Origin of the sequence: Anaerotruncus massiliensis (ex Togo et al. 2026), assembly GCF_900199635.1 — a bacterium.
Taxonomy (GTDB): Bacteria; Bacillota; Clostridia; order Oscillospirales; family Ruminococcaceae; genus Anaerotruncus; species Anaerotruncus massiliensis.
On record NZ_LT962686.1, the window covers coordinates 20,071 to 43,862 of the forward strand.

The window sequence follows — 23,792 nt, forward strand, 5'->3', positions numbered from 1 at the left end:
ATGGCACTCATGACGGGCGAAGAATATATCGAGAGTATCCGCAAACTCAATATGGAGATCTACATGTTCGGCAAACGGGTGGAGAATCCGGTGGACGACCCCATCCTGCGCCCCTCCCTCAACTCGGTGCGCATGACCTACGATCTTGCGCAGATGCCCGAGTATGAGGACATCATGACGGCGGTATCCCCCGAGACGGGCAAGCGCATCAACCGCTTCACCCACATCCACCGCAGCACCGAGGACCTCATTAAGAAGGTCAAGATGCAGCGTCTGCTCGGCCAGCAGACCGCGGCCTGCTTCCAGCGCTGCGTGGGTATGGACGCGTTCAACGCCGAGTACTCCACCACCTATGAGATGGACCAGAAGTACGGCACCCACTATTTCGAGAACTTCAAGAACTTCATGTTCTACTGCCAGGAGAACGACCTGACGGTGGACGGCGCGATGACCGACCCGAAGGGCGACCGCGGGCTTGCGCCGCACGCGCAGGCCGATCCCGACATGTACCTGCACATCGTCGAGCGCCGTCCGGACGGCATCGTCGTGCGCGGCGCCAAGGCCCACCAGACGGGCATCATCAACTCCCACGAAGTCATCGTCATGCCGACCTGCTCGATGGGCCCGGACGACAGCGACTACGCGGTTTCCTTCGCGGTGCCGGTGGACACCAAGGGCATCTTCATGGTCATCGGCCGCCAGAGCTGCGACACCCGTAAGCGGGAGGGCAGCGAGATGGACGTCGGCAACGCCGAGTTCGGCGGCGTCGAGGCGCTCGTCGTGTTCGACAACGTCTTCGTCCCCAACGACCGCATCTTCATGTGCGGCGAGGCGGAGTACGCGGGCATGCTCGTCGAGCGGTTCGCGGGCTACCACCGCCAGAGCTACGGCGGCTGCAAGGTCGGCGTGGGCGACGTGCTCATCGGCGCGGCGGCGGTCGCGGCCGACTACAACGGCGCGGCGCGCGCCAGCCACATCAAGGATAAGCTCATCGAGATGACCCACCTCAACGAGACCCTCTACTGCTGCGGCATCGCCTGCTCGGCCGAGGGCCACCCGACCGAGAGCGGCAACTATATCATCGACCTGCTGCTCGCCAACGTCTGCAAGCAGAACGTCACCCGCTTCCCCTATGAGATCGTGCGGCTGGCGGAGGACATCGCGGGCGGGCTCATGGTCACCGCGCCCAGCGAGGCGGACTTCCGCGACGGTAAGCTCGGACCCTATGTGGACAAATACCTGCGCGGCGTGGCGGACGTTTCGACCGAGAACCGCCTGCGCATCCTGCGGCTCATCGAGAACCTCTCGCTCGGCACGGCGGCCGTCGGCTACCGCACCGAGTCGATGCACGGCGCGGGCTCGCCGCAGGCGCAGCGCATCATGATTTCGCGCCAGGGCAACCTCGCGATGAAGAAGAAGCTGGCGAAGAAGATCGCCCATATCACCGAATAATGGACCGGTCATGCTGGGGGAACGGCGTATGGAGCTTGTAAACAGGATCGAACGGGTCCTTGACGAACGGGTGCGCCCGCAATTGGCGCTGCACCAGGGGGACATCGAGCTGGTGGACTGCGACGGGGAGGGCGTGCTGCGCGTGCGCCTCATCGGGCAGTGCGCCGGCTGCCCCTCGGCGTCGCTGACGGCGCAGATGCTCGTGGCGGAGGAGGTGCGCGCCCAGGTCCCGGAGGTCAGCCAGGTGCTGCTTCTGGGCGGCGTGAGCGACGGGCTTCTGGCCGAGGCGCGGGAGCTGCTGGCGCGCAGGCACGGATGACCGTCGCGGTGAAATACTGCGGGGGCTGCAACCCGCGCTACGAACGAACCGAATTGGCAGAGCGGCTGCGCGCCGATTTCCCCGGCGTGCGGATCGTCCGCGCGGAGGAACCGGCGGACGTGGCCGCGATCATCTGCGGGTGCCCGGCCGCGTGCGCGTCACGCGCCGGGCTTACCGCGCGGCTGGGCGCCGTCGTGCTGACGAGCCCCGCCGACTACGACAGGCTCCTGCGCCCGCTGCTCGCGGCGCAGAGTGATAAGGAGTGACACACACCATGGATTGGAAGGAACTTTACAGGCAGAAGCTCACCACGGCGGACGAGGCGGTGAAGCGGATCAAATCGGGCGATCGTGTCGTCGTGACCCACGCGACGGGCGAGTCGACCCTCCTCTCCGACGCGATGGTGAGAAACGCGTCCGCCTACCGCGATGTGGAGATCGTCCACATGGTGGCCATGGGCAAGGCGGAGTACTGCCAGCCCGAATATGCCGGGAATTTCCGGCACAACAGCCTTTTCCTCGGCGGCACCACCCGCAAGGCGATCGCGGAGGGCAGGGGGGACTTCACCCCGGTCTTCTTCTCGGAGATCCCCGACCTCTTCCGCACCCGCCTGCATCCGAACGTCGTCCTGCTCCAGCTCTCCCCGCCGGATGAGCACGGCTATTGCAGCTACGGCATCTCGGTCGATTACACCAAGCCCGCGGCCGAGTGCGCCGACCTCGTGATCGCGCAGATCAACCGGAACATGCCCCGCACGCTGGGCGACAGCTTCATCCACGTGAAGGACATCGACTGCATCATCGAGGCGGACACCCCCGTCATCGAGCTGGCTCCGCCGAAGATCACCGACGTGGAGCGCGCGATCGGCGAGAACGTGGCCTCCCTCGTGCGGGACGGCGACTGCCTCCAGCTCGGCATCGGCGCGATCCCCGACGCGGTGCTGCTCTTCCTCAAGGAGAAAAACGACCTCGGCATCCACTCGGAGATGTTCTCCGACGGCGTGGTCGAGCTCGTCGAGGCGGGCGTCATCACCAATAAATGCAAGAACATCCACAGGGGCCGCAGCGTCGCCACCTTCCTGATGGGCACCCGGCGCCTCTACGACTACGTGGACAACAACCCCGAGGTCGAGATGCTGCCGGTCGACTACGTCAACGACCCGCGCGTCATCTGCCAGAACGACAACCTCGTCTCGATCAACTCCTGCGTGCAGGTGGACCTGATGGGGCAGGTGGTCTCCACCTCGGTGGGCCTCAAGCAGATCTCGGGCGTCGGCGGCCAGGTGGACTTCGTGCGCGGCGCGAACATGTCCCGGGGCGGCCGCACGATCATGGCGATGCCCTCGACCGCCAAGGGCGGCGTGTCCAAGGTGGTCTCCTTCATCGACCACGGCGCGGCGGTCACGACCTCGCGGTACGACGTGGACTATGTCGTCACCGAGCAGGGCATCGCGCAGCTCAAGCGCAAGACCCTGCGGGAGCGGGCCCGCGAGCTGATCGGGGTGGCGCATCCCGACGCGCGGCCGGAGCTCATCGAGGAGTACGAACGCCGGTTCCACTGCAAATTCTGAGAAAAAAGCCCGTATGCAGGCCATACGGGCTTTTTTAAAAGGGGAGGCAAACACCCATGACCAATCTGGAGAAATACGACCGGGCCTTTGTGCAGGCGCTCGGCGTCAAAAAAGAGGAGCTGGGCGAATCGCTCGTCTACCGGCGTAACGAGAACTGGGATTCGGTCGGGCATATGGACCTGGTCGTCCGGCTCGAGGAGGCGTTCGACATCTCGATCTCCTCCCCCGACGTAATGGCGCTCAACACCTACGAGCGGGGCAAGGAGATTCTGGGGAAATACGGCGTCACATTCTGAAAAAGGAGGGCGCGCCATGATCTTTGGGATTGACGAAAGGCCCCCCATCCGCCCCGCGGCCTACGGGGAGGGGGGAGAGGTCTACTCCTACGGGCGGCTGTGCGCCGACGCGGCCCGCGTCGCGGCGTGTACGCCGGGGCGGCCGCTCGTCTTTTCGCTCTGCGAAAACAGCTATGGGGCGCTCTGCGGCTACGCGGGGTTCCTGTCGGGCGGCGCGGTGCCGCTGCTGCTCGACGCGGGAATGCACCGGGAGCTGCTCGACGGCCTGCTGGAGACCTACCGGCCCGGCTTCCTCTGGCTGCCCGAGCGGATGGCCGGGGGCTTCCCCAGGACAAAGCGCCTCCTTTCGCTCGAGGGCTACGCGCTGCTCGGGAGGGGGGAGGCCCCGCCCGCCATGCACCCCGACCTCGCGCTGCTGCTGACGACCTCGGGGTCGACGGGCAGCCCCAAGCTCGTGCGCCAGAGCCGCCGCAACATCGAATCGAACGCGCGCGCGATCGTCCGCTACCTCGAAATCGGGGAGGAGGAGCGCGCGATCACGACGCTGCCGATGAACTACACCTACGGCCTTTCGATCGTCCAGAGCCACCTGCTGGCGGGCGCGTCGCTCATCCTGACCGGGCGCAGCGTCGTGGAGCCGGAATTCTGGGCGCTCTTCCGGGAGCGGGAGGCGACGAGCTTCGGCGGCGTGCCCTACACCTATGAAATTTTGAAGCGGGTCGGCTTCTTCGGCATGGAGCTGCCGAGCCTGCGCTATTTCACCCAGGCGGGCGGCAAGCTGCCGCCCGAGCTGCACGAGACCTGCGCGCGCTATGCCGACGCGCATGGCAAGCGGTTCTACGTCATGTACGGGCAGACCGAGGCGACCGCGCGGATGGGCTACCTGCCCTGGGAGCGCGCGCTTGAAAAGCGCGGCTGCATGGGGATCGCGATCCCCGGCGGGAGGTTCACCCTGCTCGACGTGGACGGCGCCGCGATCGATTCGCCCGGCGAGGTGGGGGAGCTTCGCTACGAGGGGGACAACGTGACGATGGGTTACGCCGAGTGCGCCGCCGACCTCGCGAAGGGGGACGAGCGGCGGGGCGTGCTGCTGACCGGCGACATGGCCGCCCGTGACGAGGAGGGCTTCTATACGATCGTGGGGCGCAAAAAGCGGTTTATCAAGCTCTTCGGAAGCCGGGTGAGCCTCGACGGGTGCGAACGGCTCGTGAAGGAGCAGTTTCCCGGCGTGGACTGCGCCTGCTTCGGGAAGGACGACGCGCTCTGCGTCTGCCTGACCGACCCCGCGCTGCCCGCGCGGGCGGCGGACCGGCTCGCGGAGCTTCTGGGGGTGCGGCGGCGGGCGGTCAGCGCGCGGTATGTGCGGGAGATCCCGCGCAGCGGCGCGGGCAAAATCCTCTACCGCGAGCTGGAGGAGGCGCCGTGAGCGCGGCGGACCGGCTGTGGGAGGACCCGCCCTTTGGGCTCGCACCGGATGAAAAGGAAAAATGCTTTACAGAGGCGCTCGCCGATCTGACCGCCTCCCACCGGAGGCGGTGTCCGCCCTATCGGAACATCCTCGGCGCGCTCGGCTTCGATCCCGCGTCGGCGCGCGCGCCGGAGGAGTTTCCATTCCTGCCGGTGGGGCTCTTCAAGACCCTCGAGCTTTGCAGCGTGCCGCCCGGGGAGGTGGCGCGGGTCGTGACCTCGTCGGGGACCTCGGGGCAGGTCCCCTCGAAAATTTATCTCGACGGGCCGACCGCCGACGGCCAGCGCCGCGCGCTGGCGGCGATCGTTTCCGACTTCATCGGGCCCGACCGCCTGCCGATGCTCGTGATCGACTGCCCGTCGGTGCTGCGCGGCGGCCGGTTCACGGCGCGCGCGGCGGGGGTGGCGGGGTTCGCCAGCTTCGGGCGCGGCCGGACGTGGGCGCTTGGGGACGACATGCGCCCCGACCTTGACGCGGTGTCCGCGTTCCTCGAAACATATGGCGGGAAACCGTTTCTGCTCTTCGGCTTTACCTTTCTCGTCTGGCAGTTCTTCGAGGCGCTCGCGGCAAGCGGCCGCGCCTGGGACTTCCAAAACGGCGTGCTGATCCACGGCGGCGGCTGGAAGACGCTCGCCGACCGCGCGGTCGGCCCGGGGGAATTCCGCCGCCGGCTGGCGGAGGGGTTCGGGCTGCGCCGGGCGCACGACTACTACGGCATGGCGGAACAGACCGGGTCGATCTTCATGGCGTGCGAGCGGGGACACCTGCATGTGAGCGCCTTTTCCGACCTGTTTGTGCGCCGCGCGTCCGACTTCTCCCTCTGCGAAACGGGGGAGGAGGGGATTTTGCAGGTGCAGTCGATCCTGCCGGAATCCTACCCGGGGCACAGCCTGCTCACCGAGGACCGGGGGGTGCTGCTCGGGGAGGACGGCTGCCCCTGCGGGCGGCGGGGCAAATATTTTGCGGTGCTCGGACGGCTGAAAGCCGCCGAACTGAGGGGGTGCAGCGATACCTATGCAGCTGAACACGGCTGACGCGGCGTTCCTTGTGGGGGACGCGGCGGCGCTTGCGGCGATGCCCGGGACGCCGCCGCTCGAACCCTTTTCGCCCCGCGTCCTCGACCTCTTCGACGCGCTCTCGAAGGCGCTGCTCTCCCGCCCGGATGTCCGGCGGTTTCCCGATCTCGCCGCGCTCGCCTTCTGGTGCCGGCGCGCGGCCATGGAGGAGCGCCGAAAGCCCTACCTTGACGGGGAATTCCGCCTGGGGAGGGGAATGGCGTTCCACATCGCGCCGGGCAACGTGCCCCTCAACTTCGCCTATTCGCTGGCGGCCGGGCTGCTTGCGGGCAACGCGAACGCGGTGCGGCTGCCCTCCGAGCCCTTCCCGCAGGCGGCGCTCGTCTGCGCCGCGCTGGAGGAGCTTCTCGCCGGCGCGTTTTCCGACCTGCGGCCCTACGCCGCCTGCCTGCGCTATCCGCGCGAAAGCGGCCTCACCGAGGCGCTTTCCGCCCTCTGCGACGCGCGGATCATCTGGGGCGGGGACGAGACGGTCAGGCGGGTGCGCGCCTTCCCGCTGAAGCCGCGCGCGGCGGAGATCTGCTTTGCCGACCGCTGGTCCGCCTGCGTCATCGATAGCGGCGCCTACCTCGCCCACGCGGACCGGGACGCGCTCGCCCGGGACTTCTACAACGACACCTATTTGAACGACCAGCGCTCCTGCGCCGCCCCGCGTGCGGTATTATGGCTCGGGGAGCGGGAAGGGGAGGCCCGGGCGGACTTCTGGCCACGCGTCGAGGCGATCGCGGCTACGGAATACGACTGGCCCGCCGCGCTCGCCGTCGCGAAGCGGGAGGCGTTCTGCCGCATCGCGGCGGACTGCCCCGGCGCGCGGCTGCTCACGAGGGGGAACCTGCTTGTGCGGGTGGAGCTGCCCGCGCTCACGCCCGCCGCGATGGAACTCCATCCGGGCGGCGGCTTCTTCCTCGAGACGGCGGCGGCTTCCCTTGGCGCGCTCCTTCCCGTCTGCGGCGAAAAGTGCCAGACGGTCACCCACTACGGTGTAAAGCGGGAAGCCTTTCATGCCTTCCTGCAGACGCACCGCCCCAGGGGAGCGGACCGGATGGTCCCGATCGGACGCGCGCTGGAATTTTCCCTCACGTGGGACGGGGTGGACCTCATCCGCAGGCTCTCCCGCGCCGCCGTGTGCGAAGCATCTGTAAAGGAGGACCCCACATGAAATTTTACGATAAGAAGCCCCGCGAACTGGAGCAGAACCCCTTCACCCTCCCCGACAATCCGGCGGTCATCGCCGCCGGGGAAAACGGCGACGCCGTTTCCGCCCCGCAGGGGGCGTTCGGCGTCTTCGCGGGCAGGCCGTGCGCCTTCCTCTTCCTGCCGCGGGATTCGCGGGTGTGCGCGCTGCTCGAGGCGGGCAAGCCCTGCTCGATCAGCTTTTTTGACACCCCCGCCTTCCGGGACAGCCTCAACGCCCTCGCCAGATACGGGACGCTCGACGCGGTCGGCCTGACCGCCGCCCGGGAGGGGGAGACCCCCTACTGCGAGGAGGCGGACACCGTCTTCCTCTGCCGCAGCGTGTGCATGCGCGGAGCGGAGGAACCGGAAAAGGAGACCGTCCTCTTCTTCTGCGAGATCACCAGGACGCTGCGCAAGCGGCCGGGCTTTAAGGACCGGCTGGTCGGCTGCTGCTGACGCCTTCCATTTGACCAACCTCACAGCCATGTGTCTTCCTGCAAGGAAAAAGGCCGCCCATTTGGGCGGCCTTTTCCTTGTCCGGCGCCCCGCGGGCGGCTTACAGGTGCATCCGTTTTTTCCATTCCGCGCGCATGCGTTCCCCCTCAAAGGAGAGGATCGCGGCGAGCGAAAGCAGGCTGCAGGCGACGCAGACGACCGAGGGGTAGACGACGGTGACCCACCGGAAGAGCAGAAACAGGATGGGGATGACGCCGAACAGCCCGTCGATGATCAGGTAGATGAAGAAATCCTCGACGCGCAGATGGAGCACGCGGGCGATCACGGCCATCCCGGCCATGGCAAAGACGCAGAGGCTGGGGACGACGTAGTTGAGCGACCAGCGGTGCCAGCCGGTAAAAACGTCCCAGAGCACGGCGAGCAGCGACAGCCAGAAGACGAGCCAGAGGATGTTCTTGGGGATGTTGTTGCGCTGGCGGATGACCGACCAGAGGCAGACCCACATGCAGGCGATGCCCGCCGCGACAAAGAGGGCCCACCACGAGCTGGAGGGGACGATCGCGTTGATGGCAAAGCAGATGACCACCGCCGCGATCGACAGGAAGACCATGCCGCGGATGAGCAGGTGGTAGGGCGGGTGATCGTCGGGCAGGCTGGGGAAGACGCAGGGCTCCGGCTCGCCCGAGAGGGGCCCCTGGCAGAGCGGGCAGTCCTCCCGGCTGTCGCGGACCGTGACCCGGCATTTTTCACAGTAACGCATGGAAGCTCACTCCTCGCTGACGGGATTGGAACTGATCTCGACCGGCAGCCCCATGCCGGTGAGGATCCGGAAGAAGCGCTTGGGCACGTCGGTGCTCAAAAAGGGGGAGGTGAGGCTCAGCATGAGCCGGTCCCCGTAGGAGCACATGCACATCTGGAGCCGCCGCGCGCTGATGAACACGTCAAAGGCGCGGATGAAGGGCGCGCAGGCGGAGGGCATCGTGATCCGCCCGAGGTTGGAAAGGGAGGTCGTCTCCCCGCGCGCGGCGATCCAGCCGGACAGCCGCAGCACCGGGTCCTTGACCGCCAGCGGCATCACGCGGATGACGGGGTTATGTTCGAGCGCGGCCAGCCGGTTCATGCGGCGGGCGAGCCGGTCGGCGGTGAGTTCCCGCGCGAAGGACGCCTTCACCGCGGCGAGCACCTCGTCAAAGGCCCAGCCGTTCTGGAAGTGGTACCCGGCGGTAAAGACCCCGAAGAAGTTGCGGACCGACTCCGACTCGAAGTAATTGCGCAGGTTGACGGGCACCGCGGCCACGACCGGCCGGCGGCTGCGTTCCCGCGCGGGCATCTCGCCCGCGACGGCGGTAAGCAGCACCGCCGTCAAAAAGACGGTCATGCTCACCCCCAGCTCCTTCGCCTTGGCGGCGGCCGCCCCGACGGGCAGCGACCCCTCCACGACCCGGATGCGGCCCCCCGGCAGCAGCGCGCCCTTCATGTGGTAGGCGCGCGGGGCCTTTTCCCCGCGGCCCTTCCGCTCCGGGACGTAGTGCTTGCGGAAGCTGTCGTCCTCCCGTTCCGAGCGGGAGGCGTCGAAGTCGAGCGCGGACGGGCTGTGCGTAAAGGCGTCCGGATGGCGCAGCAGCAGGTAGTCATAGACGAGCGCGCGCAAAAATTGCAGCGCGCCCGAACCGTCGGTCAGCGCGTGGTAGACCTCCAGGTTGATGCGGCAGCGGTAATAGGTGACCGCGAAGAGCAGCCCCCGCCGCCGCGGGTTATAGAGGGGGGAGCAGGGGGGACTGCTTTCCTCCGACACCTCGGGCACAAGATCGCTCTGCTCGAGGAAATACCAGAAGAGCCCCCGCCGCAGCACCGAACGAAACGGCGGGAACTTTTCAAGGGTGCGGCCGAGCGCGCGCCGGAGGACCTCCGGATCGACCGGCTCGCAGAGCTCGCAGGCAAAGCGGAAGACCTTGGGGTCCTGCTTGCTGCTCGTCGAGGGGAATATTTTGGCCGCGTTGTCCAGGCGGCTCCATTTTAAGGATTGTCTTGACATGCCGGATGGCTCACCTCGTCTAAAAAGCGGTTGATGTAACCGTAGGCCTTCTGCACCTGCGCGAAGCGGGGCGGCAGGGAGAAAAAGCCGTGGAGCGCGTCGGGGATGCGGTGCATCTCCACCGGGACGCCCGCGCGCTTGAGGGCCTCGCCGTACGCCTCCCCCTCGTCCCGCAGCGGGTCGTATTCGGCCGTGAGGATGAGGGTCTGCGGCTGGTTGGAGAAGTCCTCCGCCGCCAGCGGCGCAAAATAGGGGTTTTCACAGTCCTCCGGGCCGCTCTGGTAGAGCTCCATATATTCGCAGATGCGCTTGGAGGTCAACAGATAGTCGGTACCGTTTTCACGCACCGATGGAAAGGGGGAATTTTCCGTATGGTCGGCCGCCGTGGCGGGATAGATAAGGATCTGGCTGCGCGGCAGGAATTCCCCCCGGTCGCGCGCCATCAGCGAGACCGCCGCCGCGAGGTTCGCCCCGGCGCTGTCCCCGATCAGCGTGATCTGGTCGGCCCGCATCCCAAAGAGGCTCAGATCGAGGAAGATTTCCCGCGCGACCGCATAGCAGTCCTCGGGCGCGGCGGGGAAGCGGTATTCGGGCGCGAGGCGGTAATCGACCGACACGACCGAACGGTCGGTCAGCTTCGCCATATTGCGGCAGACCTTGTCGTAGCTGTCGATGTTGCCCGTCACCCAGCCGCCCCCGTGGAAAAAGAGCAGGATGGCGTGCTCCCCCTCCGTCTCGGGGGAGAAGATGCGCACCGGAATGTCGTGGTCGCCGTAATGCACCACGTGGTCCCACGGCTTATAGAAGAGAACGGGCCTGCCCGCCGCCGTCCGAAGCGCCCGCTCGATCGGGTAGGTCTTGCGGATGTCGATGTCCGGATAGGAGAGGGCTTTGAGCGCGGCGCGCATGGCCTTGTTGATTGCGATGGGAATTCCTCCTTTTTTGCCGCTCGGGGAGCGGCGGAGCTTCTTCTTTGATATCCTGCTCAGAGCGCTTCAGATTTGCCGCACTGCGCCCGGCGGGGCTTCTTCTTAGATGTTCCGCCCGGGGGGGCGGAAGGCTTTTTTCGCGCCCCTCCGGGGCGCTTCAGATGTGCCGCCTTCGGCGGCGGGGATTGCCGGGTCCCGCCCCGGCAGGCGGGCCGACTTCTTGCGCGCCCAAGAAGTCGGCGGAAGAAGGGCGCTCAAGGGGGGCTTCAAGCGGCCTGCCCGGGCTACGCCCGGAGCGCGCTACGCGCGACGGCCGCTCAAAGGGCCTCGCCGGCCCTTTGGAACCCGCTTTGAGCCGCCTACGGCGGAATCTTTTGTAAGGAAGCGGGGCGCAAAGCTCGCCCCCCTTGAGAATCCCCCCGCCGCTCACGTCCAGCCAGCCGCGGGTAGAAGGCTAGTACCGCTGCGCCCAACATCCGGTTGTCGGAAGGCTCGCCGGGGACGCACGGCGGAAAACAACGCCCGTTCCGGGCGTTCGCGCGCTCCGCGCGCGTGCGCGGCGTAGCCGCGCAGTTTTCCGCCTCCCCGTGGGCGCTGCGCGCCACGCAAAAGCGGCCGTGCCTCCCCGGGCGCACTTCCGGTACGGTTCCGGAGACTCTCGGGCAGAGGCATTGCGCCCGCGGCGCGGCGGCTGGCGGGATGCTGTAGGCTCGTTCGCTCATCCGTGGCGGGGCGCCGCCGACTTTGGCCGAAGGCCAACCGGAGGCGGCGCGGGGGTCAAGGGGGCACGGCCCCCTGCGGCTTCTTTCCCCCATTTCTTGTCCGTACAAGAAATGGGGCCGCCCGCCGGGGCGGGACCCGGCAGCTCCGCCGCTTCATGAGCGGCAAATCCAAAACCGCCGTCGGTCGGCCACCGACAAACTCCGCCGCTCCCTGAGCGGCACATCCAACCTCATTATGATCAGTATACCACAAAGCGGAGGGGTTTGAACAGGAATCCGCGCGTAAAATCTCACAAGCGCGTACAGAGGGCACGGCTGGCGGTTTTCCCTTGTAAACAGGGGGCGGATGTGATAAAATTGCGGCAGAAGCGTCGCCCGGCGGCGGGCGTGTGGAGGAGGAGTGCGGCAAATGGCGAACATGGCGACCTGCCCCAACTGCGGACGCCCGGTGAGCGGGCGGGCGCGGCGGTGCGGCTACTGCGGCGAATCGCTGCTTGAGGACTATTTCAGCGCGCCGGGCATGGAGCTCGGCGGGGAAGAGGGCCCCAGCGCGGGCGCGACCGCCGCGACGGTGCTCGGCTCCTTCGGCGCGGTCGCGCTGATCGTGGCGCTCGTCTTCCAGCTGCTCGTGCTCTTCGGGTTTGGGCCGGAGGCGCTCGTCCCGTCCCTCGACCTGGCCTGGTGGCTGCGCACCCTCGCGATGACCGTCCTTCCGGTCGTCTATCTCGTGCAGCAGCTGCTGCTCGGCGGGCACCGCAAATCGCTGGTGTTTGACGCGGTCTGGCTCTTTCTCGGCATGTGCGGACTGACGACCACGCTGCTCTGCTACCTCGACCGGGGAAGCGCGGCCTTCTACGGCATGACCGCGATCCCATACCTTCTGGTGGTCGGCTGCGCGCTCGTCACTGTGGCCTGCGTCACCGCGATCCTCGCCTACCGGCGGGAGGAGGCGGACATATGATCCTTTCCGTCGACGTGGGCAACACCAACATCTCCATCGGCGCTTACGAGGCGAAAAACCGCCTCTTCGTCTGCCATATCCTCACCGAGCCGGACAAAACCGAGGTGGAATACGCGATGCTCTTCCACCACATCCTCCACCTGCACCGCCAGAGCGAGCAGGATCTCGAGGGTGCGATCATCTCCTCGGTGGTGCCGCCGCTTTCGCCCGTGCTCAAGGCGGCCCTCCAGCTCTGCGGGGCCGAACGGGTGCTCCAGGTGGGGCCGGGCATCAGGACGGGGCTCAACATCCGCATCGACAATCCCGCGCAGCTCGGCGCGGACTTCGTGGCCGCGGCCATCGGCGCGATGGACCGCTATCCGCTGCCCGCCATCATCGTCGACCTCGGAACAGCGACGAAAATTTCGGTGGTGGACCGCTCCCGCACCTTTATCGGCGGCTCGATCATGCCGGGGGTGAAGGTGTCGCTCGACGCGCTCAGCAACCGGGCGGCGCAGCTTCCCCACATCAGCCTCGAGGGGCCGGTGCCGGTCATCGGCACCAACACGGTCGACAGCATGAAGTCGGGCGTGCTGCTGGGCGCCGCAAGCATGATCGACGGGATGATCGCGCGGTACGAGGAGGCCGCCGGCCCGGCGGCCTCGGTCGTCGCGTGCGGCGCGCTGGCCGACGTGGTCGTGCCGCTCTGCCGGCGGGAAATCACCGTCGACAGCACCCTGCGCATCGACGGCCTCTATGCCGCCTGGCGCAAAAACAGCGTCTGATCCGCGAGAAGAAAGGAACCGCCGCGATGAATAAAATCACCTGCATCTGCCTCGGGGTCCGGGATATGGCCGCCGCCGTCCGTTTTTACAGGGACGGCCTGGGCTTCCGGACCGACTGCACGGAGGACTGTCCCGAGGTCATTTTTTTTGATACGCCGGGCACCAAATTCGAGCTCTACCCGCTGGACCTTCTGGCAAAGGACATCTCCGGAACGGCCCCGCCTCCGGTCACGGACGGCTTCGCGGGGATCACACTGGCTTACAATGTGGAGACGCGCGAACAGGTCGACGAGACTGCCGCGCTGGTGGAACAGGCGGGCGGCAGGATCGTAAAGCCGCCCCAGGAGGTCTTTTGGGGCGGTTACCACGCCTATTTTGCCGATTTGGACGGCTACTACTGGGAGGTTGCATGGGGCCCGAATTTCCGCTATGACGAAAACGGGCTCCTGAAATTCTAGCCCGGTCCGGATTTTGCTATTTATTGCGCTGCAATAGATAAATACAACATGCGCTGCATCCCATCCGGGAGCAGCAGCAAGGAGCGAATGACAATGTCCCAGACGACCCGGAAGACCGCACGGCTCGTGCAGTATGCGCTGCTGATGGCACTGCTGGCGGTACTTGGCTTCACACCCCTTGGATTCATCATGGTCCCGCCGGTGTCCATCACGATCCTGCACATCCCCGTCATCCTCGGGGCGGTGCTCTTCGGACCCGGCTGCGGCGCGCTGCTCGGGCTCGAGTTCGGGCTCATCAGCATGGTCCGCGCCATCATGGCCCCGACCCCGCCGATCGACATGCTCTTTTCCCCGGCCGCCAGCGGCGCGCCGGTCCAGTCGATCGTCATGTGCATCCTTCCGCGCGTCCTGCTCGGCGTGATCGCGGGCGCGCTCTTCCTCGCGCTCAAAAAGCTCCTCCGGAAGGAATCGCTTGCCGCGGGGATCTCGGCGGCGGCCGCCGCCGTCTGCCACACGGTCGGGGTGCTCGGCTGCCTGTGGTTTTTCTTCAAGGCCCTGCCGCTGCGCCAGGTCTTTTTGGCCATCGTGGGCGTCAACGGCCTGCTCGAATTGGCCGCCGCCATCCTTTTGACGGCGCTCATCTGCCCGCCGCTGCGGAAATTCCTCAAATCGGGGAGGTAAGCCCTGTGAAGGAAATTGCCATTACAGAGATCGAAAACCTCAAGATCGGCTGCGCGCAGGACCCCGAGGCCGCGACCGGCTGCACCGTGATCCTCTGCGAGCGGGGCGCGCCCGCGGGCGTGGACGTGCGCGGCGGCGGCCCCGCCTCCCGCGAAAGCCAGCTTTTACAGCCCACCGCCGCCGCCGAGGGCATCCACGCGGTGCTCCTGTCGGGGGGCAGCGCGTTCGGACTGGGCGCGGCGGACGGCGTGATGCGCTATCTCGCCGGGCGCGGCGTCGGCGTGGATACCGGCGTCCGCCCGGTGCCCCTCGTCTGCGAGAGCTGCCTCTTCGACCTCGGGGTCGGCTCGCCCGACGCGCACCCCGACGCGGAGATGGCCTATGCCGCCTGTCTCGACGCGGAGAAAAACGCCCCGCGCGAGGGGAATTTCGGCGCGGGCACGGGCGCGACGGTCGGCAAGCTCGGCGGGCCCGCCCGGATGATGAAGTCGGGGCAGGGCTTTTACGCCGTGCGGCTCGGGGAGCTGAAGGTCGGGGCGGTCGCCGCGGTCAACGCCCTGGGGGACGTCTTCGACCCCGACAGCGGCAGAAAGCTCGCGGGCCTGCTCGCCCCGGACAAAAGCGCCTTCGCGGACAGCGAGGAGGCGCTCTTTGCCGACTATTCGAGCAAACAGAACTTCTTCACCGGCAACACGACGCTCGGGTGCGTCGTCACGAACGGGAAATTTGGGAAAGCGCAGATGGCGAAGATCGCGGCGATGGCCCAGAACGGCTACGCGCGCGCCATCCGGCCGGTGCACACGACCGCCGACGGGGACAGCGTCTACGCCCTCTCGGTCGGGGAGGTCGACGCGGACGTCAACGTGGTGGGCACGCTGGCCGCGCGCGTCATGGCGCGCGCCGTCGCCCGCGCCGTGCTGGCCGCCGCGCCCGCCTGCGGGCTTCCGGCCGCGCGCGGCTTTATGCCCTAAAGGCGTTCATCCCCGCAAAGCCAAAAAGGCCGTGGGTGGGAAAAGGCCCGGCGTTCCGTGGAGCGCCGGGCCTTTTTGCGGGCGCCGGGCCCTGCTTCAGGCGCATTTTATCTTTGCCGCTTTTATTTTGCAGGAGAAAAAGAACGCGGATTTTGTCGGATTGACAATCCGAAGGGAAGCGGATAAGATAAACTTGGTATGAAATGGAATTGCGGTTTTGGGGGAGGACAAGCGTATGATGAAGGTCATCGTTGCGGACGACGAGGCGAAGGTCTGCCAGCTCATTTGCAGCCTGGTGGACTGGGCGTCGCTCGACATGGAGGTCGCCGGGGTGGCGCACAACGGGATCGAGGCGCTCGAACTCGTGGAAACGCTGCGCCCCGACCTGATCATCACCGACATCCGGATGCCCGGATACGACGGGCTCGAGCTCATCAGCCGCGCCAAGGCGGCCAAGCCCGACCTCGATTTCATCATCGTGAGCGGCTACCGGCACTTTGAATACGCGCAGAGCGCGATCAAATACGGGGTGAGCGACTACCTGCTTAAGCCGATCAAAAAGGCGGACCTCATCGAGACGCTCTTGCGCACGCGGGAAAAATACCTGCGCCGCACCGAGCAGCTCACGAGCGCCGAACAGCTCAAGATGACCATCCAGAGCGACATCGACAAATTGCGCGCCGGGCTCTTCGCGAACCTGCTCCTACAGGGGGGCGCGGTCTCGCCCGACGCGGACATCGCGCGGATCAACGCGGACTACCACTTCCACTTCGCGCCCGGGTGCTTCCAGATGTTCGTGGCCAAGCTCGACTGCCCGGCGGACGCCCTCTGCCAGGACGGCATGAAGCTGCTGACCGAACGGCTGGAAAAGGCGCTGCGCGACGCGCTTCAGGAACGCTGCGCCGACCTGGAGATCTGCACGCAGGGCTGCCGCGCCTACGGGATCCTGAACTTCCCCGAGGAGGAGCGCAAGACGGTGCGCAAGCAGCTCAAAAACGCGCTCGACGAGCTGCTGCTCCAGCAGGCGCTCTTCGGCGGCGCGCGGCTCACGATCGGGCTGGGCGCGCCCGCCGCGGAGATCGGCGGCATCGGGGAATCGCTCGCGTCGGCCCAGCGGGCCGCCGCGCAGCGGCTGGTCGAGGGGACCGGCAAGCTGATCGAGGGCGGCGCGCAGGAGGCGGAAACGCTCGACCGCGACGCGTTGCTCGCCGAGTTCAGCAAGAATTTCGAGGCCGCGCTCGAGGTGCTCGACGCCGACGGGGCCGCCGCCGCGATCGCCGCGCTGCGCACCCGCGCGTTCGGCGCGCCGGGGGCTTCGGGACAGGAGCTCTTCCGCCTCGCGGCGGACGCGTGCAGCGTCTACCTCATGCTGCTGCGCAACCACCGGCTCACCGAGGGGGACACGCAGGCCTTCTACGAGCGGTTCACCAGCGAGGCGGACCTCTGCCCCGACGCGGGCACCCTCTTCGACACCCTCTCGCGGATGGTCGGGGAGTCGCTCGAGGCGGTCGTCCGCGACCGCAGGCAGGCCGACCGCCGCCCCATCCGCGCCGCCAAGCAGTACATCCAGCAGAACTACCGGAGCCCGCTGAGCCTCGAGGAGGTGAGCGGGGTGGTCGGCTTCAGCGCCGCGTATTTTTCCTCCCTCTTCAAAAAGGAGAGCGGCCAGAACTTTCTCGAATACCTCTCGGAGGTGCGGATGAACAAGGCCAAGGAGCTGCTCAAGGAGACGAGCCTCAGCGTCGCGGCGGTATGCGAGCAGGTCGGCTACAACGACCTCAAGCACTTCACCCAGAGCTTCAAGAAGTTTACCGGCCTCAAGCCCAACGAGTTCCGCAAGCTCTATTCCTGAGGCGGGGGGACCGATATGAAAAAGAAATTCAACCGCTACCTCTCCCACCGCGTCCTCCTGCTCACCCTCGCGGCGGCGGCGTTCTTCGGCTGCTTTCTGATCGCGGCGGCGGTCTATGCGGTGCGGGACGGCGCCCACGCGCTGCTCGCCGCCGTCGGCGCGGCCGGGTTCGCCGCGCTCTGCTACGCGGCCTTCAAATGGGTGTTCCTGCCCTATCAGGAGACGAAAAAGATCCTCCAGCTCTTTGTGGGCGGCTATACGATGCAGGGCATCTACGACCTGCGCTACCCGCTCAGCCCCGAGATGGAGGACGCGGTGCTCCGCCTGCGCGCCCAGCTCAACACCAACGAGCTGATCTCCGCCACCAAAAAGCAGGCCCAGTACCTCGCGCTGCAAAACCAGATCAACCCCCACTTCCTCTACAACACCCTCGAGGGCATCCGCGGCGAGGCGCTCGCGGCGGGGCTGACGAACGTCGCGGAGATGACCGAGGCGCTCGCCACCTTCTTCCGCTACACGATCTCCAACGTCGAGCACCTCGTCACGCTTGAGGACGAGCTCGACAACATCGAAAGCTACTACATCATCCAGCAGTACCGCTTCGGCGAGCGGCTGAGTCTGACCGTCGACTGCGGGGACGAGGACCGCGAGGTGCTCTACAACTACCGCCTGCCCAAGCTGACCCTCCAGCCGATCGTGGAAAACGCCATCTTCCACGGCATCGAGCGCAAGGTGGGGAAGGGGAGCATCCGCATCAAGGTGGAGGCGACCGAAATGCGCCTCATCATCACCGTGTCGGACGACGGGCTCGGCATCGAGCCCGAGCGGCTGCGGGAGCTCACCGAAAAGCTCGGCAAGCCCGCCTTCGACTATGTCAAGCCGGACGGGGAGAAGAAGGGCGGCATCGCGATCGTCAACGTCAACAACCGCATCCGCCTGCTCTTCGGGGAGGAGTACGGCATCAACATCTTCAGCACGGTCGGCATCGGCACCGACGTGGAGATCAACCTGCCGCGCATCACCCACGACGTGAAGATCAAAGGGGCGTAGCCATGAAACAGGAAATCCTGCGGCTCGAGCGGGTGACCCGCATCACCGACGGCGTTACGCAATTGGACAATATGAACCTCCACATCTTCCAGGGGGAGATCATGGGGCTGGTGTGCATCAACTCCCACGGCAAGGAGGCGCTCGTCCGGCTGATCTGCCAGAACCTGCCCATCCACTACGGCTACGTCTACTTCCAGGAGCAGCTCGTCAACAACTACGAGCACAGCTCGATGGGAATGAACCGCGTGTCGGTCATCGAGCAGCGCAGCCGGCTGGTGGAGGATCTGACCGTCGCGGACAACATCTTCGTGCTCCGCCGCGGCTTCAAAAAATACCTGATCGAGCCGCGCGTGCTCGAACGGCAGCTCCGCCGGTTCACCGACGACTTCGGCGTCGAGATCGACGCGGGAGCGCCCGTCTCCCAGCTCTCCTTCTTTGAAAAATGCGTCGTCGAGCTGCTGCGCGCCGTCGTGACCGGGGTGAAGCTCGTCGTCATCCGCGACATCAGCAACTTCATCTCCGCCGCCGACCTCGTCAAAATCCACCGCCTGCTCCGCCACTGCGCAGCGCAGGGGATGAGCTTCCTCTACATCTGCAACCACCACGAGGAGGCGTTCACCATCTGCGACCGCGTCACCCTCATGGAGGACGGCAAGGCGCTCAAGGTGCTCGACCGCCCCGACTTCCGCGACGAGACGGTGCTCCAGTTCTCCTGCGAGTTCTTCCGCGGCAGCGGCGCGGGCGGTCACGGGGAGGCCCCCCGCGACGGCGCGCTCTCCCTTTCGGGGGTGGTCACCGACCAGATGCGCGGCATGAGCTTCACCGCCGGCAGGGGGGAGTGCGTCGTGCTGCTCGACATGAACAACACCGTGCTCTCCGACCTCGTGCGCCTGCTCAGCCGGGGGGCGCAGCCGCAGGAGGGGGAGATCCTCGTGGGCGGCGAGAGCTGGGCGCGCAACGCCCGCAGGCTCAAAAAACAGCTCGGCTTTGTCGGGGAGGACCCCATCCACACCTCCCTCTTCCGCGAGATGAGCTACCTGGACAACCTCTGCTTCTGGCTCGACCGGCGGGAGCCGGCCCTCTGGCTCAACTCCGCCATCCGCAAGAGCATTGTGCGGGAGTACGAGCCGCTGGTCGGGGAGGACATCCACGCCCCCGACATCACCGGCCTTTCGCCCGCCTCCCTCTACAGCCTCGTCTACTACCGCGCCCACCTGCTCCACCCGCGGGTGCTCTTCTGCGTGCAGCCCTTTTCGGGCGCGGACATGTACCTGCGCCGCCACATCATCGACCTGATCGGCCAGGTCAAGGCGCGCGGTACCGCCGTGGTGCTGCTCGCGGTGAGCATCTCCGACTGCCTGTCGGTCGCCGACCGCCTGCTCGTCGTCGAGCAGGGGCGGCTCAAACGGGAGTATCTCAGCAGTGAATTCCCGCTCTTCCGGGCGGGGCAATAACCCCGGCGCTTCGGCGGCCGCCCATCCGGGCGGCCGCCTTTCGTTCTCCGGGAACTCCCGCCGCGCCCCGGAAAACGGCCCGCCGCCCGGACAAAACCTGCGCCGGATGCGTAAAGGGTCCCCCCGCGTGTGAGCGTCTTTGTCAGACTGCACAAAAATGAATCGACTGATTTATTGGATATGGACATGAGGCATAAAAACTTCAAAAAATCCCCCCCATAAGACCAAAACCGCCCCCCTTACCGTCCGCGGCGGGGGGTGCTATACTGAAACCGTAACAAGGGCCCGGACATGGGAAAGATAGGTGGATTGGATGCAGGATTATATCGTTGAGATGGAACATATCAACAAGACCTTCCCCGGCGTCAAGGCGCTGGACGACGTCTCCTTCAACCTGCGCGCGGGCGAGGTGATGGCCCTGCTCGGGGAAAACGGCGCGGGAAAGTCCACGCTCATGAAGGTCCTGAGCGGCGTCTACACCCGCGACAGCGGCACGATGAAGCTCTTCGGCCAGGAGATCACCACGGACCTCACCCCCAAAAAGGCGCAGGAGATGGGCGTGGCGATCATCCACCAGGAGCTGAACATGTGCCAGCACCTGACGGTCGCCGAAAACATCTTCCTCGGACGCGAGCGCACCAAATCGGGCGTGCTCTCCGAGCGGGAGATGAAGCGGGAGGCGGGGGCGATCCTCGGCCGCCTGAACATCGACATCGACCCGGACATGGTGGTCGGGGACCTGGCGGTCTCCAAGCAGCAGATGGTCGAGATCGCCAAGGCGCTCTCCACCAACGCGCGGGTGCTCATTATGGATGAGCCGACCTCGGCGCTCACCTCCAAGGAGATCGACGACCTCTTCGTCATCATCCACAAGCTCAGGGACGAGGGATGCGGCATCGTCTACATCTCCCACCGGCTGGAGGAGCTGCAGCACATCGTCGACCGCGTGACGATCATGCGGGACGGCAAATTCATCACAAGCGTCAACTTCGCGGACACCAACATGGAGGAGATCATCGCCAACATGGTCGGCCGCGAGATCAAGGAGAAGTTCCCCAAGGTCCGCTGCGAGCGGGGGAAGAAGATCTTCGAGGTCAGGAACCTCAACGCGGGCCGGATGGTCCGCGACGTGAGCTTCGACATCTACGAGGGCGAGATCGTCGGCATCGCCGGGCTGATGGGCGCGGGACGCACCGAGACCACCCGGGCGATCTTCGGGGTGGACCCGAAGGAGGGCGGGGAGGTCCTCCTCGACGGAAAGCCCCTCGACATCAAATGCCCGATGGACGCGATCAGGGCGGGAATCGTGCTCGCGCCCGAGGACCGCAAAAAGGACGGGCTGTGCACCAAGCTGTCGATCCGTGAGAACATCGCGCTGCCGAACCTGGATATCCTCTGCAACGGCGCGGGCGTGGTGAACGCGAAGAAGGAGCGGGAGATGGTCGACCGGACGGTCAGGAACCTGACCATCAAGCTCCCGAACGCGGAGGTCAACGCGGCGAGCCTGTCGGGCGGCAACCAGCAGAAGGTGGTTGTCGGCAAGTGGCTGGCGCGCAACTCCCGGGTCGTCATGTTCGACGAGCCGACGCGCGGCATCGACGTCGCCGCGAAGGTGGAGATCTACAACCTCATGAACGAGCTCAAGCAGAACGGCATCGGCGTCTTCTTCGTCTCGTCGGAGATGCCCGAGATCATGGGGTTCGCGGACCGCATCATCGTGATGTGCGACGGCAGGGTCACCGGGGAGCTGATGGTCGGGGAGGCCACCCAGGAAAAGGTCCTCGAATATGCGACCCGCTTTGAAAACAAGCTGCAAAAGGACCGCGCGGCCACCGCGTGACGAAAGAATAGTTGGGAGCGTTCGATATGGAAAGAAAGCAGAGTCCTCTGAAAAAACTCTTCGCGATCCGCGGAATGGGGCAGGTCGTTACCGTCACCGTCGGCCTCGTCATCCTGTGCATCGTCTTCGGCATCCTCAACCCCATGTTCTTCTCGGGGAAGAACGTCGGCAACCTGCTCCGGCAGATCGCGCCGATCCTGATGATCGGCATCGGGCAGTCCTACGTGCTCATCACCGGCAACATCGACCTTTCGATCGGCTCGGTCGTCGGCATGAGCTGCATGATCTCCGCCACCCTCATGACCAAGGGGGTCAACCCGTGGGCGGCGGTCGTCATCACCTTCGTCTGCTGCATCGCGGTCGGCATCCTCAACGGACAGCTCGTCGCAAACTGCAAGCTGCCCCCCTTCATCGCCACGCTGGGCACCATGACCATCGCGCGCGGCATCGCGCAGATCGTCAACAACAACTATAACACCGACTCGATCGGCGAGGGCGCGCAGGGCTTCCGCGACTTCTTCTACTACGGCAAGCTCGCGGGCGTCTACAACACCATCTGGATCGCCATCGTGCTGTGGCTCGTCTTCAACTTCGTCCTCAGCAAAACCCGTACCGGCCGCCACATCTACGCGGTCGGCAGCAATATCGAGGCGGCGCGCCTGTCGGGCGTCAACGTCATCACCTCCACCACCAAGGCCTACGTCGTCAGTTCGATCTGCGCCTGCGTGGTCGGCCTCGTGACCTGCGCCACCAGCGGCATGGGCACGATGGACGCCGGCAACATGTATGAGATGTACGCGGTCGCCGCGTCGGTCATCGGCGGCGTCTCCACCCTCGGCGGCCAGGGCATCCTGCTCGGCACCGTCATCGGCGCGTCGATCTGGGGCGTGCTCCAGAACGGACTGCAATTCGCGGGCGCGCCGGTCGCCATCCGCAACATCGTCATCGGCATCATCGTCGTGGTCTCCGTCCTGCTCGACGTCGTCGTGCGCAGCGGCCGCAAGCCCCGCCGCAAAAAGGAACCCGCCGCCGCAAAGGCCGCCTGAAACCCGAATTAAAGCGGAACTGCTTTAAGGATAAACTGGGACAAAACGTTAGGAGGAATTCGAGAAATGAAAACCAGAATTACCGCGCTGCTCCTGTGCTTCGTCGTTGCGCTGGGCCTGATGGCCGGCTGCTCGAGTGAGAAACCCGCCGCCGAACCCGCGGCTCCCGCCAGCACCGCCGAACCGGCCCCCGCCGATGCCGCCGAGCCCGCAGCGCCTGCCGGCAACTACAAGGTCACCCTGATCACCATGGACCAGATGGACCAGCACTGGGTCAACGTCGACAAGGGCTGCAAAGAGGCCGTCGCCGAGCTGGGCAACGTTGATTACAACTGGCTCGCTCCCGACGTCAAGGACGACGCCAAGCAGATCGAGTGCATCAACAACGCCGTCGCGGGCGGCGCGCAGGCCATCCTGCTCGCGGCCAACGGCCCCGACGCGGTCACCGCTTCCCTGAAAGAGGCTGAGGCCGCCGGCGTGAAGATCGTCTATGTCGACTCCGCCGCCGATTATCCGGGCGTCGCGACGCTGGCCACCGACAACAAGGCCGCCGGCACCACCGCGGGCAACGAGATGATCAAGGCCCTGGAAGCCGCCGGCATCACCGAGGGCAAGATCGGCATCGTCAACGTCAACGCCGCCACCGCTTCCACCGTCGCCCGTGAAGAGGGCTTCCGCGCCGCCTTTGAGGGCACCAAGTTTGAGATCCTCGAGACCCAGTACGGCGACGGCGACGCCGCGAAATCCAAGGATATCGCCGCGAACTACATCACCCAGGGCTGCGTCGGCATCTTCGGCGCGAACGAGGGCTCCACAGTCGGCACCGGCAACGCCATCCAGGAGGCCGGCGGCACCGTCATCGGCGTCGGCTTCGACAAATCCGACACGATCCTCGGCCTCATCAAGAACGGCTTCCTGCTCTGCACCATGGCGCAGAATCCGGACGTCATGGGCCGTGAAGGCGTCAAGGTCGCCGTCAAGGCGCTCTCCGGAGAGACCATCGACCAGACCAACGTCGACACCGGCGTTTCGGTCCTCAACAAAGACACCATCTAATCTCCCAATTCTCTCCCTGCGCGCGGTTTTCCGCGCGCAGGGAAACCCATCCCCGGACGGAAGGTTTCCCATCTGACGCCGGGGCCGGAAACGGGCGGCTTCCGCTGGTCGGGGGCCGCCCATGGATTTTTTCCGCCCTGCGGGCGGTTCTGGATTTGCC

The 23,792-nt window shown here is 66.1% G+C and carries 23 protein-coding genes; 20 read left to right on the forward strand and 3 right to left on the reverse strand.

What is annotated here, in order from left to right; all coding sequences use genetic code 11:
- The 9 genes from C1A13_RS00240 to C1A13_RS00280 are packed head-to-tail and all read left to right on the forward strand — an operon-like array spanning position 1 to position 7,813.
- Entirely contained in the window at positions 1–1,452 is a 1,452-nt protein-coding gene (locus C1A13_RS00240; protein ID WP_101547983.1) for a 4-hydroxyphenylacetate 3-hydroxylase family protein, read from the forward strand.
- Positions 1,453–1,480: 28 nt separating this feature from the next.
- Positions 1,481–1,771 (forward strand): NifU family protein, encoded by a 291-nt coding sequence (locus C1A13_RS00245; protein ID WP_101547987.1) that lies wholly within the window; start codon positions 1,481–1,483, stop codon positions 1,769–1,771.
- Positions 1,768–2,037, forward strand: a complete 270-nt coding sequence (locus tag C1A13_RS00250) for a hypothetical protein (RefSeq protein WP_101547991.1) — start codon at positions 1,768–1,770, stop codon at positions 2,035–2,037. The genes C1A13_RS00245 and C1A13_RS00250 overlap by 4 nt, the downstream gene beginning before the upstream one ends.
- An 8-nt stretch (positions 2,038–2,045) precedes the next feature.
- Complete coding sequence (locus C1A13_RS00255; RefSeq protein ID WP_101547993.1) at positions 2,046–3,341, forward strand: acetyl-CoA hydrolase/transferase family protein; 1,296 nt, start codon at positions 2,046–2,048, stop codon at positions 3,339–3,341.
- Positions 3,342–3,397: 56 nt separating this feature from the next.
- The gene (locus tag C1A13_RS00260) at positions 3,398–3,637 is read left to right on the forward strand and encodes an acyl carrier protein (RefSeq protein ID WP_101547996.1); all 240 of its coding nucleotides are present in this window, start codon (positions 3,398–3,400) and stop codon (positions 3,635–3,637) included.
- Positions 3,638–3,653: 16 nt separating this feature from the next.
- Positions 3,654–5,063: an AMP-binding protein gene (locus C1A13_RS00265; protein WP_101547997.1), complete on the forward strand. Its 1,410-nt coding sequence runs from the start codon at positions 3,654–3,656 to the stop codon at positions 5,061–5,063.
- Positions 5,060–6,139 (forward strand): acyl-protein synthetase, encoded by a 1,080-nt coding sequence (locus tag C1A13_RS00270; RefSeq protein ID WP_101548107.1) that lies wholly within the window; start codon positions 5,060–5,062, stop codon positions 6,137–6,139. The genes C1A13_RS00265 and C1A13_RS00270 overlap by 4 nt, the downstream gene beginning before the upstream one ends.
- Positions 6,120–7,340, forward strand: a complete 1,221-nt coding sequence (locus C1A13_RS00275) for an acyl-CoA reductase (protein ID WP_101547998.1) — start codon at positions 6,120–6,122, stop codon at positions 7,338–7,340. Before C1A13_RS00270 ends, C1A13_RS00275 begins: the two co-directional genes overlap by 20 nt.
- The gene (locus C1A13_RS00280) at positions 7,337–7,813 is read left to right on the forward strand and encodes a hypothetical protein (protein WP_101547999.1); all 477 of its coding nucleotides are present in this window, start codon (positions 7,337–7,339) and stop codon (positions 7,811–7,813) included. The genes C1A13_RS00275 and C1A13_RS00280 overlap by 4 nt, the downstream gene beginning before the upstream one ends.
- Positions 7,814–7,913: 100 nt before the next feature.
- On the opposite strand, the gene C1A13_RS00285 is transcribed toward C1A13_RS00280, so the two are convergent.
- The 3 genes from C1A13_RS00285 to C1A13_RS00295 are packed head-to-tail and all read right to left on the reverse strand — an operon-like array spanning position 7,914 to position 10,756.
- A complete protein-coding gene (locus C1A13_RS00285) occupies positions 7,914–8,573 on the reverse strand; it encodes a DUF6320 domain-containing protein (RefSeq protein ID WP_101548004.1) in 660 nt (219 codons plus the stop codon).
- Between the two features lie 6 nt (positions 8,574–8,579).
- The gene (locus tag C1A13_RS00290; RefSeq protein ID WP_101548006.1) at positions 8,580–9,848 is read right to left on the reverse strand and encodes a hypothetical protein; all 1,269 of its coding nucleotides are present in this window, start codon (positions 9,846–9,848) and stop codon (positions 8,580–8,582) included.
- Positions 9,830–10,756: an alpha/beta hydrolase gene (locus C1A13_RS00295; protein ID WP_207654167.1), complete on the reverse strand. Its 927-nt coding sequence runs from the start codon at positions 10,754–10,756 to the stop codon at positions 9,830–9,832. Before C1A13_RS00295 ends, C1A13_RS00290 begins: the two co-directional genes overlap by 19 nt.
- 1,152 nt (positions 10,757–11,908) lie before the next feature.
- Between C1A13_RS00295 and C1A13_RS00300 the strand changes: the two genes are divergently transcribed.
- The 11 genes from C1A13_RS00300 to C1A13_RS00350 all read left to right on the forward strand — a co-directional run bounded on the left by C1A13_RS00300 (position 11,909) and on the right by C1A13_RS00350 (position 23,632).
- Positions 11,909–12,460: a zinc ribbon domain-containing protein gene (locus C1A13_RS00300; protein ID WP_101548010.1), complete on the forward strand. Its 552-nt coding sequence runs from the start codon at positions 11,909–11,911 to the stop codon at positions 12,458–12,460.
- Positions 12,457–13,224 (forward strand): type III pantothenate kinase, encoded by a 768-nt coding sequence (locus tag C1A13_RS00305; RefSeq protein WP_101548012.1) that lies wholly within the window; start codon positions 12,457–12,459, stop codon positions 13,222–13,224. Before C1A13_RS00300 ends, C1A13_RS00305 begins: the two co-directional genes overlap by 4 nt.
- Positions 13,225–13,250: 26 nt before the next feature.
- On the forward strand, positions 13,251–13,682 hold the full coding sequence (locus C1A13_RS00310; protein WP_101548015.1) for a VOC family protein: 432 nt from the start codon (positions 13,251–13,253) through the stop codon (positions 13,680–13,682).
- 93 nt (positions 13,683–13,775) lie between these two features.
- On the forward strand, positions 13,776–14,363 hold the full coding sequence (locus C1A13_RS00315; RefSeq protein ID WP_101548017.1) for an ECF transporter S component: 588 nt from the start codon (positions 13,776–13,778) through the stop codon (positions 14,361–14,363).
- A gap of 5 nt (positions 14,364–14,368) precedes the next feature.
- Positions 14,369–15,334: a P1 family peptidase gene (locus C1A13_RS00320; RefSeq protein ID WP_101548019.1), complete on the forward strand. Its 966-nt coding sequence runs from the start codon at positions 14,369–14,371 to the stop codon at positions 15,332–15,334.
- A 235-nt stretch (positions 15,335–15,569) separates the two neighbouring features.
- Complete coding sequence (locus tag C1A13_RS00325) at positions 15,570–17,186, forward strand: response regulator (RefSeq protein ID WP_101548021.1); 1,617 nt, start codon at positions 15,570–15,572, stop codon at positions 17,184–17,186.
- A gap of 15 nt (positions 17,187–17,201) precedes the next feature.
- Positions 17,202–18,236, forward strand: a complete 1,035-nt coding sequence (locus C1A13_RS00330) for a sensor histidine kinase (RefSeq protein ID WP_101548023.1) — start codon at positions 17,202–17,204, stop codon at positions 18,234–18,236.
- 2 nt (positions 18,237–18,238) lie between these two features.
- Complete coding sequence (locus C1A13_RS00335) at positions 18,239–19,690, forward strand: ATP-binding cassette domain-containing protein (protein ID WP_101548025.1); 1,452 nt, start codon at positions 18,239–18,241, stop codon at positions 19,688–19,690.
- Between the two features lie 313 nt (positions 19,691–20,003).
- A complete protein-coding gene (locus C1A13_RS00340) occupies positions 20,004–21,530 on the forward strand; it encodes a sugar ABC transporter ATP-binding protein (protein ID WP_101548026.1) in 1,527 nt (508 codons plus the stop codon).
- A 26-nt stretch (positions 21,531–21,556) separates the two neighbouring features.
- Positions 21,557–22,576: an ABC transporter permease gene (locus C1A13_RS00345; RefSeq protein WP_101548028.1), complete on the forward strand. Its 1,020-nt coding sequence runs from the start codon at positions 21,557–21,559 to the stop codon at positions 22,574–22,576.
- 66 nt (positions 22,577–22,642) lie between these two features.
- Positions 22,643–23,632 carry a substrate-binding domain-containing protein gene (locus C1A13_RS00350; RefSeq protein ID WP_172439101.1) on the forward strand — a complete coding sequence of 330 codons (990 nt, stop codon included), beginning with the start codon at positions 22,643–22,645 and terminating at the stop codon, positions 23,630–23,632.
- The last annotated feature ends 160 nt before the right edge of the window (positions 23,633–23,792 follow it).